Source organism: Candidatus Competibacter denitrificans Run_A_D11 (assembly GCF_001051235.1).
Taxonomy (GTDB): domain Bacteria; phylum Pseudomonadota; class Gammaproteobacteria; order Competibacterales; family Competibacteraceae; genus Competibacter_A; species Competibacter_A denitrificans.
This window is the reverse complement of sequence record NZ_CBTJ020000033.1, coordinates 1-12,346: the sequence shown is the minus strand read 5'-3', so window position 1 is coordinate 12,346 and position 12,346 is coordinate 1. Positions and strand designations below refer to the sequence as shown.

Here is a 12,346-nt window from a genome sequence, read left to right as displayed (position 1 = left end):
CGCAGCCTATCGCGCGATGCGCGATCTTTATTTGGCGAGGAGATTTCGATTATGTCGATGGCTGACCGTGATGGTTTCATCTGGTACGACGGAAAGCTGGTGCCGTGGCGTGAAGCCAACACCCATGTTTTGACTCACACTCTGCATTACGGCATGGGGGTATTTGAAGGGGTTCGTGCCTACGCCACGGATCGGGGAACTGCGATTTTTCGGCTGCAAGCCCACACGGATCGCCTGTTCCGCTCGGCGCACATCGTTGGTATGCCGATCCCTTATCCCAAAGATCAGCTTAATGAAGCATCCCGGCAAGTCGTCAGCGCCAATAATCTGGCCAGCGCTTATCTGCGCCCGATGTGCTTCTACGGCTCGGAAGGGATGGGAATTCGCGCCGACAATCTAAAAACCCACGTCATCGTTGCCGCCTGGGAGTGGGGCGCCTACCTGGGCGCGGAGAACCTAGAGCGCGGTATCCGCATCCGCACCTCGTCTTTTAACCGCCATCACGTCAACATCACGATGTGCAAGGCCAAGGCGAACGGCAATTATATGAATTCGATGCTGGCTCTGGCGGAGGCCGTGCGCGACGGTTACGACGAAGCTATGTTGTTGGATACCGAAGGCTATGTGTCTGAGGGCAGCGGCGAAAATATCTTCATCATTCGCGACGGGGTGATTTACACCCCAGACCTGACATCGGCCCTGGAAGGCATTACCCGTGACACCATCATCCGTTTCGCCGCTGATCTCCAGATTCCGCTCAAAGAAAAGCGGATTACCCGTGATGAGGTTTATATCGCTGATGAGGCTTTTTTCACCGGTACCGCCGCCGAGGTAACGCCGATTCGTGAAGTGGACGGTCGCGCCATCGGTTCCGGTCGGCGTGGTCCGATCACCCAACGCTTACAAGCGATGTATTTTGATCAGGTACACGGGCGCCGTGAGGCGTATCCCGAATGGTTGACGCTGGTCTGATTCACTGACCATACTCCAACAGACCTTGTTTTCGCCGCCGCTCCGCGATCACTACAAAAAGCAAAATCAGGAGAAACGACTCATGGCTGCTGCTGCCACTCTAGGCAAAGCTCAACCCAACGCCAAAAAATCCTATCAGGTTAGCCGCGCCGATTTGCCTTTGTCGTGTCCGCTGCCCGATATGATGGTGTGGAACTCGCACCCGAAGGTGTATCTACCCATCGAAACGACCGGTAGGGCCAAGTGTCCTTACTGTGGCGCGGAGTTCGAACTGATCGGCTAGCACACCTCTAGGGCCTGCCAAACCGTGCTGGCTTGAGAATCGACTGTTGAACAAGCGGCCCTTGCGGGTCTGGCGGTTCAGCGACGGCAAGGCCGGACACGACAATCAAAGCGGTGGTCTGCTGGAAGCGTTGCGCCGGTTACGACCCGTCGAGCACCATGATTTAGGTGCCTCATCGACTACCACGGCATTGGCAGCCTGGTTGTTCGGTCGGGTACCTTCGGTATGGCGAGAGTTGCCGGCCCCCGATCTGCTGCTGGGAGCCGGCCATCAGACCCATCTTTCCCTGCTAGCCGCCCGTAAGCAGCGCGGTGGCAAAGCCGTGGTATTGATGCGGCCCACCTTGCCGCTGGCGTTGTTCGATCTGTGCCTGATCCCGGAACATGATGCGCCACCGGTTCGAGCCAACGTGCTTACTACACGCGGCGCGCTCAACCGCATTCAACCCTCAACCGTTTTGGAGTCGGAGCGGGGTCTGTTGCTGATCGGTGGGCCATCGACTCATTTTGGCTGGGATAATACCGAGATCTATCAGCAAATCACCGCAGTTCTGCAAGCCCATGCGACGATGCATTGGACATTGACGACTTCGCGCCGCACACCCGCCGATTTTTTACAAGGTTTACCGGTTGCTCCCGACGGCCGTCTTGGCGTCATTCCAGTCACCGCAACGGATCGTTATTGGTTGCCGGCCCAACTGGCCCATGCGCATCAGGTCTGGGTAACCGCTGATAGCGTGTCAATGGTTTACGAGGCACTAACGGCCGGTGCGGCTGTCGGCATCTTTGCCGTGCCACTGAAGCGGTCAAATCGCATCAGTCGGGGACTCGACCGCTTAGTTGAGCAGGGTTGGCTCACGCCGTTTGCGCGCTGGCGACAAACTGCGCAGTTGACACGGCCAACGGGATCGTTCGCCGAAGCCGACCGTTGCGCCCACTGGATTATTACGCAATGGTTCGGCTAAACATCGTCCAAGTGCTGCCGACGCTGAACGGCGGTGGCGTGGAGCGGGGGACGCTGGAAATCGCGCATGAGCTGGTGCGGCAAGGGCATCGCTCGGTGGTGATTTCGGCCGGTGGGCGATTGGTGCCTCAGCTCGTGCGTGAAGGCAGCGAGCATTTAGCCTGGCCGCTTGGTGTCAAGTCGCCGTTAACCGTGCGTTGGGTAAGACCGTTGCAGCGCTGGCTGGCCGAGCAACACATCGATATCCTCCATGTTCGATCACGCTTACCGGCCTGGGTTGGCTGGCTCGCTTGGCGGGGCATGGATGCTGCCGCCCGACCACGTTTCGTCACGACGGTGCATGGTTTGTATTCAGTCTCTCCCTATAGCGCCATCATGACACGCGGCGAGCGAGTAATCGCCGTTTCCGAAACAGTGCGCGATTATTTGCGGCAGCATTATCCCCAATTGCCCACCGAGCGGGTGCAAGTTATCGAACGCGGTGTCGATCCGGCAGCATTTCCCTACGGTTATCAGCCGTCCGAAAACTGGCGACAGGCATGGTATCGGCGCTATCCGCAATTGCGCGATGCATTAGTGCTGACCTTGCCGGGGCGTTTGAGCCGACTCAAGGGCCACGAGGATTTTATCGAACTGATGGGCCGGTTATGTGCGCACGATCCGAAGGTGTATGGATTGATCGTTGGGGCGGCAGAATCTCGTCATCAGCGCTACGCTGCTGAATTGCAAAGACAGGTTCAATCGCGCGGTTTGGCAGAGCGCGTGCTGTTGGTCGGCCATCGCGACGATATGCGGGAGATTTACGCCATCTCGACGCTGGTACTCTCGTTGTCGGCCAAACCGGAATCGTTTGGCCGAACCGTTTTGGAAGCCCTCAGCCTTGGTACGCCGGTCGTCGGTTATGACCGAGGCGGCGTTGGGGAGATTCTGCGGCGGATGTATCCGAACGGCTTGGTATCGGCTGGTGATCCGACGGCCTTAATAGCGCACGTTGCGGCACTGTTGGCGGCTAGAGAGCCGGTGCCGTCAGAATCCGCATTTCCCTTACAGCGGATGCTTGATGATACGCTGGCGCTTTACCAGGACTTACGTCACCTTTCTCCCGGTTGAGTGAATCCGGCTACCGGTTTGCGGCGAGGTGGCATCCTGCCACCGTGACCATCCATTAGTGAGTCGGTGCGGAAGTACCGTATTCCAGTTCTACCTCAGCGGGAAATTGATCCACCGTGGCGGTCGTCGCGGTAAAGGTTTCCAACGTTCGGTTATTGACTTTCAGGCCGCGCAACGGTCGGTCGAGCGGTGAATGCACGATAATCCGGCCTGGGGGCACGGTCACATCGCCGGATAAACGCAAATGCAGGGTGTCTGGGTCGCTCATGGTCATCCGATAATTGAGCGTGCCGTGCCAGGTCGGCAACCGTTTGACCGTGACTCCTTCCGGGCTGGTCACCCAGGCGGCGGGAATGCCGGCACCGATGACCAGTGCCTGGTCGGCCTCACGTTCGTAGGCAAATAGACTGCGTACCGCGCGGATATAGTCGGAACCGACCCAGGTGTGCGGCATGTCGCCGATAAAGCGCGGAATCTTGGGATCGCGCCAGACCACTTCAGCCCAATGATTCCAGCCAGCGGGCCGCTGGCCATCCATGAAAAATGCTAAAGCTTCCAGTGCGCGGTCGCGGAATCCAAGCCGGATCAGCGTACCCACGACCCGCCATTCATAGGGGGTATACGCTTGCCACTCCTCCTCACCGTCACGACGACGACGGAAGTTCTCAAAGTAGCGCTCGAAGGTCCGATCCAAGGCGGGCTGAGGTAGTCGGCCTAACTCTCCGCCCGGATCGACGGCCACTGTGGTCGAGGTTGGATCGAAATCCCCCAACTCGACTGCGCCGGGAATGAAATCGATCTGGTGGTTCTTGATAGTTTCGCGGATTGACGCATACAGATCTTTGCGGAAGGCATCACGCAGTGCGGCAAATCGGGTCGCCTGTTCGTCTTCGCCCAGTACGACCGCAATGGTTGCTGCGTCTTTCAGGCCGCGTAGGATAAAAAAGTTATCCCAATAAGAATGGCGCGGATGGCTGGAATAGCCTTCGTGGCTGATCGATTCAGGGACTAACCCCCAGTAAGCGGCGTCCGCCGGATTGGTCCGATAACGCTCCGTGAGGCGCTGCCGACGTAGAAATTCAATATAACCCACCGCTTTGACCACATGTGGCCACATCTGGCGCAGGAACCCGACATCACGGGTGTAGCGGTAATACTCCATGATTGCGTAAATAAGCTGGCCGTGACTATCGTGCTCAGGCACCGGGTCGGCGCCCCGTGCATCCACGCAGCAGGGGACTTTGCCGTCCTCCAACTGGTAGGGGGTGTACCAGAGCAGAAATTGCCTGACTTCCTCGGTATAGCCCATCCCCAGCAGAGCAGCCGAGGTGAGGGCGCCATCACGAATCCAGGAGCGGGCGTAGGTGCGTGAACCGGGCTGGATCGCCGGGCCGGCACGATTGATCAGGATATAGGCGAGATTGCTTTTGAGAGTATCAGCCAGTTTGCGCGCAACCGGCGGCAACTCCAAGCCAACTCGGTCCAGCCGCGATTCCCAATCGCGCCGCGCCTGTTCCAGCAAGCGATTTTCCTGAGCGCTGGCATCCGCGTCGGTTGGGGGCAAAGGCAGCTCGGTTTCGGTGCTGTGGAACGGGATACGCAGAAAAACCTCGCGCACTTCGCCGGCTTCAAGATCCCAACTGTATTCCAGTGCCCCTGCCGCGTAACCTAACGGGTCTTCAACGCGGGTACGATCCGGCAATTTGCCCTCAGTCAGAAAATCGGTCAACGGCCCCTGATCGAAAGCTGCTGCACCAAACCGGGCGGGCTTGGTTAGAACGAAAATAGCCTTGCTGGGTTCGTTTACTTGGATGAGCCGATTTGCGTAATTCAAACGGTGGATCGGAGAGACGCCACCGGTCATATTGAGCGACTGCCATGGCGGATTGACCTGAAACGGGCGCACGGCCAGAAACAGAGTAACGTGGCGGCTTTGGGCGCTCAGGTTCTCCATGCGGTAGCGGGCGTGTAACTCGGATTTACCCGCTTTACCGCTGGTGAAGGCCGTGACGGCAAACCAGAAGTGTTCCTGTTCCCAGCGCACGGTAGGAATCGGCAGATAGCCGTTAGCCAAATCCTGCACCGGTTCCAAGTCGGCCCAAGTAATCAAGCGGCCATCTGTGAACAGGAACGGTTCAATGCTAAAGCCGCCTTTGTCCACTTCCAGGGCGCCATCTTGACCAAGCAGCGCTTCTTTGCCATCGCCGCTGGTGCCCACCACGGTCCAGTAGGCTTGTTGGCCTTGAAAATAGCGGGGATAAAGTCCAGGGCGGGTATCGCGGGCTAGTGCTTCGAAAAATCCATTCTGCGAGGTCGAAAATTCGTATGATTGAACCTGAATTCGGCTGATGCCGTACCCCTGGCTCCGACTACTGCGTTGCAGATTAAGGCGCAGGTAGCGCGATTCGGCTTCCGGCAGGTAGAGATAATCCCGCCGGCCGTTGCCGTCGCGCACGGTATAAATGGTGTCCCAAGCGTCGCCATCATTGGAAGCCTGCACCTCATAATTGACGGCGTAATCGTCGGGGTGCCAGTCGATCACCAACCCCCCATATTCGTGGGGCCGCAGAAAATCGAGAGACAACCATTGGCTTTCGGCCAACGTGCCGCTGTGCCAGCCATGGGTGCTGTGATCGGGATTGAGAATGCCTTCTGGAGTGTAGCCCTCAGCCGTGGTAGACGCACCGATGGTCGGGTTTTGGCTGTAAGCATGTGCCGGTTCGCGTTCTTCCATCGTCAGCTCATCAATCCAGACCGAGCCTTTGGCCGCGCCGCCCGGCACGATGGCTAACTCAATAGTGGTCACTTCTTCCAACGCACCACCGGGTCCCCAGGCAAAACTCAGATGGCGCTTTTTGACGGTGATTTGCTGCCAATCGTCTGAAAATTTGCGCTCTCGCTGTTTATACCACCAGACGTTTTGCTTGGCATCCACCAACTTAAACTCGAAATCCACAGCCGGTGTATTGCCTTTCGCAAACAAGTGAAAAGCATAATTATCGGGCAGGCGCAGATGAAAGGTTTTGCGGGCGATCAGCCAACTGGCACCATCCACCGATTCGAAATCCAGCCGCATCGCTCGGCCGTTGCGGCCGGTATCTTGGGCTATTTCAAGGCGGGCGCCGTTGGAAACGGCAACCGTCCAGCCGCTCAGATCTTCAAAATCATCCAAGAGGGTCGGCGTGCGGCCACTAGATGGGTCGATGGTGGAAGCCGGAGTAGTGCCGCCGGGGGCAGCGAGAATAGTGAAGGGCAGCATGGACAAGATTACCGTAAGGAGGCCGATAGGCAGCACGCGCGAAGACCACAGGGAGATCAGTCGGCAGCGGGCGTTGTTGTATTCATAGTGTTTTGGCATATCTGGACTATCCTTGCTCAGCCTGAGAGAGTCTCGCATCATGTTCGATCACAAGCTCCTTACGGTGGAGCGGTGGATTGCCTGGTTGCATAGCGGCAGTACTTTGTCGGCTTTTTCGTAACACCCTGACCAACCTCTCTGCAATTTCACCTTAATATTAACTGCAAGGCTGGTATTAACCAGTTTTTTAGCAACCTGTTCGCAGGAGCAGTCGGCTCGGAAGATGTCCTCTGTCGAGAGGTATCTCGTGACTCTTGGCGAGGCAACATAACATTTCGCTAAACGTCTGGCACGCGGGCTGGATGGGAGGCAAGAGACATGCTGCTGAAACGAATGACAGCGTTGGTGGTCGGGACGTTGCGCATGGGGCGACGGAAGCGGCTGGCGTTGCTAGGCCACCTAGCGATTGTGCTGGTCTTAAACGGCTCGGCGCAGGCGCAAGTGTATAAATGGACCGATGCCGAAGGGCGAGTCCATTATGGCAATCAGTCACCACCGGTCGGTACGGAATCGGCCCAAACCCTCGATATTCCGTCACGACCCGCGCCGTCCGGCAAAATCGATAATGTGGGTGATTTGAGGCGGGCTACGCGCCGGTTGCGTGAGCTGCGCGCCCTCAACCGAGGGGTTTCGGTCAGCGAACTGGACCGCCCAACGAACCACCGTAACCGGGCTAAAAGCAGAGAACCGGTCTACATCGGTTACGAGGATCAGACAAAAATCGACAACCTCAACGCCGATATCCGCCGTTTGTCGGCGTCAAGCGTCGAAACACCAGCCAACCGGTCCCGCTCTCTCCGCGCTGCCAAGGCCGAACTGCGACAGATCTATCGGAAATATGGTATGCACTCGCCATAGAGCGAGTTTTTAGAAAGAGTGCCTGAGCGCTTAGGGTAACGCCCCCGCATCGGCTGGCGGCCGACTCCAAAACAGCGCGTGTAGGCGTTGCAACGACTCTGGATCGGCAATCAAATCACGCTTTTGCGCGGCACTCATACTGTCCGGCCCTTCCTCCTCCAAATGATGGATCAAACCTTCTAGATAGTGGCGACGCCGCTTGCCGGGAGGCTCTCGTTCTGGCAACAGCGAAAGATGCAGAGCATTGACGTAGGGATCGGTCAGAGCCTGCACGAAACGACTGCGCGGTTGATCGCGCAGCACTGGCAATACCGGCTCGTCATCTTCCAGATTCTCCGCCAAATAGCGCAACACGGCCGGCGGTTCAGTTTCTTCGGGGGTGAGGAAGAGACCCAGTTCACGCGCTTGGCGGCCCAAAGCGATGCTGCTGGAGAGCATCGAGACCGGAATCGAAAGGATCAAACCGACCAGTACGGGGGTGAACCACCAAAAGAATGCTGGCACATACCAGTAGCTGAGTACACCGGTCACAATCCCAATCAGGGTATGGCCCCCATGGGCTAAAGCGGCTTCCTTAAAGCTGGTCATGTGGTCGCCGCGTTGCTGCGGAGGCCAACCGACCGCACGACGCATCAGGATCGCCAGCACGAATTTGGTTTGAAACAGCATCAATACGGGAGCGGTGAGCACTGAGAAGACCGTCTCCAGGATCACGCTCCAGGTCGCCGCCGCCAGTCCGCCATAGGCGCGCAGCAACTTCGCGTCTTTGAGTAGCAGCAACAGTGCCAGCAGTTTGGGTAAGAACAGCATGGTCAACGTGACCAAGAGGACGGTGGTCATTTCGACAGCAAAAGACACCGGCCAGACCGGCATCCAGTTTTGCCCGAAGAAATACACCAGCTCCTGTTGGGTTTGCAGATAAGCGTCAACACCCGTAGCGACCAGGAAGAGCAGCCAGAGTGGCGAGGCCGCATAGGACATCACCCCCATGATGAAATGCAGACGGCTAATACCGTTGAGGCCGCGCGACACTGCCAATCGCAGATGCTGCATATTGCCCTGGCACCAGCGGCGGTCGCGCTTGGCGTAGTCGATCAGCGTTGGCGGGATTTCCTCGTAGCTGCCGTCCAGATCGTAGGCTAGCCACACCTCCCAACCGGCTCGCCGCAACAGGGCGGCTTCCACAAAATCGTGGCTGAGAATTTCGCCGCCAAACGGTTCACGGCCTGACAGTTTGGGTAGGCCGCAGTGATCGAGAAATGGCTGAATCCGAATAATCGCGTTGTGGCCCCAGTAGTTGCTTTCACCCAACTGCCAATAGTTCAGGCCAGCGGTGAACATGCGTCCATAAATACCACCGGCGAATTGCAGGATGCGGGCAAACAGGGATTCACGGTTGACCGGCACCGGCGGCGTTTGGATTAGGGCGACGCCCGGATGGTTTTCCATCAGGCGTACCATCTCGACCAGTGTGCTGCCTTTCATGATGCTGTCGGCATCCAGGACGATCATGTAGCGGTAATGGCCACCCCAGCGCGTGCAAAAATCTTCCAGATTGCCGGTTTTGCGACTGGTGTTTTCCGGCCGATTTCGATAAAAGATCCGCCCCTTGCCATCCAGAGCGCGGACCATATCCTGCCAACGCAGTTCCTCTTCGACCCACACGTCCGGGTCTCTGGTATCGCTCAAAATAAAAAAGTCGAAACCGTCGCTTTGGCCGGTGTCCACCAAGGATTGATGGGTAGCCCGCAAGCCAGCGAAGACCCGTTGCGAGTCCTCGTTATAGATCGGCATTAGGATCGCGGTACGCGGTGGCGGTGCGGTCGGATCAGGCGACGTACCGGGTTGCCGGGAAATGGCCCAACGGTCACGGCCAAACAACAGGATGAAAAATCCCATCAACGCCGACCAAAACGAAATGCAGATCCAAGAAAACAGGATGGCGTATAAGAGCAGCAGCAGCAATTCAATAGGGCTGAGGCCGTCGGTGTGGAACACACTGACCAGCAAGCCAAGCGCGATGAGCGTGCTTAAAATGACGAGGGCGAAAAACCCCGCCTGCCGGAGCGCATGTCCGATTGGCTCCGGGGTTTGAACGGAATTAGCCATGTTGTGAATTCCAGATGGGGGGTGTCGATCAGCCGCCAAACAGCTTACGCCACAGTACGCGCAACAAGCCCAATAGCGAAAATGACCTGATCCGCTGGGTCGGCATGGCGCTGGCTATTGGGGGTGGCGTTGGCTCAGCAATGGCCACTCGTAGGGTGTCCAGCAGATGATCCATCGCTTCACCGGGGGGGGCAAACAGTGCTTTGGGCCAGTCTGGAGCCACACCGCTCAGCAGCGCGGCGCGGGCGGCAGCCAGTTGCCGTGAGGGGCGGGGCAGTTCGAGCACCCGTGCTAGCCACTCATCCAACAGATCCCCACAGACCATCAGCGCCCGCGCCAACGGATCGAGTGCTGGAGTCTCTGGAAGCTCGGCCGCGCGCCGCAACACTTGTTCAGTCAGCGCTTGTACCTGGGCCGGATCAGTCACTCCCAGGGTTTGCCAGTAGGCTCCAAGCCGACCGAACAGCAACTCACTCGACGGTGCAGCGACGGGTGGCGCCAGATAGTGGTGTCCCGTGCTTATTTTGCTACGGTCCACTGGTAGCTCCAGGTTTCGGTCAGCACGTCGTTGCCAAGCTTGAGAAAACAACGCAGCTCGGATCGATCAACCCCTTGGGGCAGCAGTTCGAAGGATAAACGCCACCCGTTACTGTGGGCGTTTTTATGGACCACGACGTTTTGAATCTGACCGGCGGAAGCGCTAACGATAGCTTGCACCGGCGTATTTTCCGCCAGTTTGGCAAGCGTCTCACCGCTGAAATCGATCACAAATCGCCGAATTTCGGGATTAAGATCGCCCGCTCCGCCGGCGCCGATTCGGCTGGCCAGCGTCCGACCGCCGGGTGATAGGGTCGGTAGATCAAGGAAAAAGGAAAGGCGATAGCTGAACTCCAGTTGCTGGCCGGTTTCGACGGGTTTTTCCGGGACCCAAAACGCAGCGATATTGTCGTAGCGCTCGGCGTCACTGGGAATCTCGATCAACTGTATCGAGCCTTTGCCCCATTCGCCCAGCGGTTCCACCCAAATGCTGGGCCGGATTTGGTAGCGTGCCTCCAGATCTTGATAGTTATCGAAGCTGCGGTCACGCTGCAACAAGCCAAAGCCCCGCGGATTGTTGTCCTGGTAGGCGCTGATGCGCAGCCGCGCCGGATTGTTGAGTGGTCGCCAGATCCATTCGCCATTGCCGCTAGCGAGCAACAGGCCGTCCGAGTCATGGACTTGGGGGCGGAAATCATCGAAGAACCGCTCGTTGAGAGCACCATGGAAGAACATGCTGGTTAAAGGCGCTACGCCGAATTTCTGGACTTTGTTGCGCGCGAAAATGCTCGCTTTGACCTCCATTTGGGTGGCCACACCTGGTTTGATGGCAAAACGGTAAGCACCGGTGACACTCTGGCTGTCCAGCAGGGCATAAACCGTGAGTTCGGTGGCATCCTTACCCGGTTTTTCCAGCCAGAACTCACGAAAATAGGGAAATTCTTCGGGTTTGGGCAGACCGGTGTCGAGGGCGAGACCCCGCGCGGATAGGCCGTAGTTTTGGCCTTGGCCGACGGCACGAAAATAGCTGGCGCCGAGGAAAACGGCCACTTCGTCGTAATGGCTGTCGGTGTGTAGGGGATAGAGCACCTTGAAACCGGCAAATCCCAAATCCTTGGGCAGGTTATCGGGCACTTGATTGTGGCCGTAATCGAACAGGTCGTTGGTGTACTCAACCGGCTTGCTGTCACCATCGGCGACGATATTGATGGCGACTTGTCGGTTGAAGAGGAAGCCGAGCGGGGCGAACTGAATTTCGAAGGGTAGTCCAGCATCTCGCCATAGGGTTTTCTCGGCCCTAAAGCGAATATCCCGATACTGGTCGTAGTTTAGCTTGGCGAGGAAATCGGGTAGGTTGGTGCCTGTTTCCTGGAAGGGTTGGGTAGCCAGCACTTCGGCACGACGTCGAACATCGGCAAAATTAAACCGCTTCGGGGGTGGTGTCGTGGTCGGCGTGGCTTCAGGTACGTTGGGCGCGCCGGAGCTTGCCACCGGACAACAGAAGACGCCCGCCAACAAGAGAAAGCTCATTAAAATTCGAAAGTTCACGGGGTTACGGCTCCGTCGGTGTGGTGATCCGTGAGATTTGGGATACAGTTTAAAACAATCCATTATTGTTGTGCTAACTACTTCGAGCAATCACTAAAAAATCTGGAAGAAATGAAGTGCTCCCGCCTATGAAAGAAATAAAGCCAAAGAAGAGAATCGCAATGTAACTTTCTTCCAGAGATGTTGGGATACGAAATTTTATGTTTTAATTGACTGGGAATCAGATGGGATTTTGATGTTAAGTAGGAGTAGTTTTTAAATGTATTTCGATAACATTAATTTATTGCGCGCTTTTGCTGCTCTATCGGTTTTGGTCTATCATGTTATTGAATTTTTCCCTTGGAAAAACTTTCCTGTGGAGGGGCCGTTACTTTGGTTTCGTATTGGCTGGTTAGGCGTTGATCTATTTTTTGTAATCAGTGGTTTTTTGATTACATTAGCCGCATTACAGTTGTTTAAAAACTATGGGAGCGATTTTTACAAAATTTACCTTAGAAGAAGATTAGCACGTATTGCACCTCTATATTTTTTAACTGGCTTTATCTTTTTAGTGTTTCTTTGGCCTACTTTTTTAAACAGTGGGGTTCTGATAAAAAATATAGTTTATC

General features: G+C 56.6%; 10 protein-coding genes. 6 read left to right on the top strand and 4 right to left on the bottom strand.

Annotated features, from left to right (window positions below; translation table 11 throughout):
* The first annotated feature begins 51 nt into the window (after positions 1 to 51).
* From BN873_RS06950 to BN873_RS06935, 4 genes are all read left to right on the top strand, one after another.
* Entirely contained in the window at positions 52 to 972 is a 921-nt protein-coding gene (locus tag BN873_RS06950; RefSeq protein WP_048672154.1) for a branched-chain amino acid transaminase, read from the top strand.
* Positions 973 to 1,054: 82 nt separating this feature from the next.
* Positions 1,055 to 1,255 (top strand): zinc-finger domain-containing protein, encoded by a 201-nt coding sequence (locus tag BN873_RS06945; protein ID WP_048672152.1) that lies wholly within the window; start codon positions 1,055 to 1,057, stop codon positions 1,253 to 1,255.
* 46 nt (positions 1,256 to 1,301) lie between these two features.
* Positions 1,302 to 2,219: a mitochondrial fission ELM1 family protein gene (locus BN873_RS06940; RefSeq protein WP_171820429.1), complete on the top strand. Its 918-nt coding sequence runs from the start codon at positions 1,302 to 1,304 to the stop codon at positions 2,217 to 2,219.
* Entirely contained in the window at positions 2,207 to 3,328 is a 1,122-nt protein-coding gene (locus tag BN873_RS06935) for a glycosyltransferase family 4 protein (RefSeq protein WP_048672149.1), read from the top strand. Before BN873_RS06940 ends, BN873_RS06935 begins: the two co-directional genes overlap by 13 nt.
* A gap of 55 nt (positions 3,329 to 3,383) precedes the next feature.
* Here BN873_RS06935 and BN873_RS06930 read toward each other — a convergent pair whose 3' ends face one another.
* Entirely contained in the window at positions 3,384 to 6,686 is a 3,303-nt protein-coding gene (locus BN873_RS06930) for a discoidin domain-containing protein (protein ID WP_048672147.1), read from the bottom strand.
* 318 nt (positions 6,687 to 7,004) lie between these two features.
* Between BN873_RS06930 and BN873_RS06925 the strand changes: the two genes are divergently transcribed.
* A complete protein-coding gene (locus BN873_RS06925; protein ID WP_048672144.1) occupies positions 7,005 to 7,544 on the top strand; it encodes a DUF4124 domain-containing protein in 540 nt (179 codons plus the stop codon).
* A gap of 30 nt (positions 7,545 to 7,574) precedes the next feature.
* On the opposite strand, the gene mdoH is transcribed toward BN873_RS06925, so the two are convergent.
* Genes mdoH through BN873_RS06910 form a run of 3 tightly spaced genes read right to left on the bottom strand, consistent with a single transcriptional unit; the run spans position 7,575 to position 11,738 of the window.
* Complete coding sequence (gene mdoH, locus BN873_RS06920; protein ID WP_048672142.1) at positions 7,575 to 9,653, bottom strand: glucans biosynthesis glucosyltransferase MdoH; 2,079 nt, start codon at positions 9,651 to 9,653, stop codon at positions 7,575 to 7,577.
* 28 nt (positions 9,654 to 9,681) lie between these two features.
* Positions 9,682 to 10,191, bottom strand: a complete 510-nt coding sequence (locus tag BN873_RS06915) for a hypothetical protein (RefSeq protein ID WP_048672140.1) — start codon at positions 10,189 to 10,191, stop codon at positions 9,682 to 9,684.
* Entirely contained in the window at positions 10,173 to 11,738 is a 1,566-nt protein-coding gene (locus BN873_RS06910; RefSeq protein WP_242434388.1) for an OpgD/OpgG family glucan biosynthesis protein, read from the bottom strand. The genes BN873_RS06915 and BN873_RS06910 overlap by 19 nt, the downstream gene beginning before the upstream one ends.
* 259 nt (positions 11,739 to 11,997) lie before the next feature.
* On the opposite strand from BN873_RS06910, the gene BN873_RS06905 reads away from it, so the two are divergent.
* The coding region (locus BN873_RS06905; protein WP_048672137.1) for an acyltransferase family protein at positions 11,998 to 12,346 on the top strand (349 nt) is incomplete at its 3' end.

Coding starts and splice junctions, on each gene's coding strand:
- BN873_RS06950 (WP_048672154.1), top strand. CDS start 52: ATGTCGATGGCTGACCGTGATGGTTTCATCTGGTACGACGGAAAGCTG.
- mdoH (WP_048672142.1), bottom strand. CDS start 9,653: ATGGCTAATTCCGTTCAAACCCCGGAGCCAATCGGACATGCGCTCCGG.
- BN873_RS06930 (WP_048672147.1), bottom strand. CDS start 6,686: ATGCCAAAACACTATGAATACAACAACGCCCGCTGCCGACTGATCTCC.
- BN873_RS06935 (WP_048672149.1), top strand. CDS start 2,207: ATGGTTCGGCTAAACATCGTCCAAGTGCTGCCGACGCTGAACGGCGGT.
- BN873_RS06945 (WP_048672152.1), top strand. CDS start 1,055: ATGGCTGCTGCTGCCACTCTAGGCAAAGCTCAACCCAACGCCAAAAAA.
- BN873_RS06925 (WP_048672144.1), top strand. CDS start 7,005: ATGCTGCTGAAACGAATGACAGCGTTGGTGGTCGGGACGTTGCGCATG.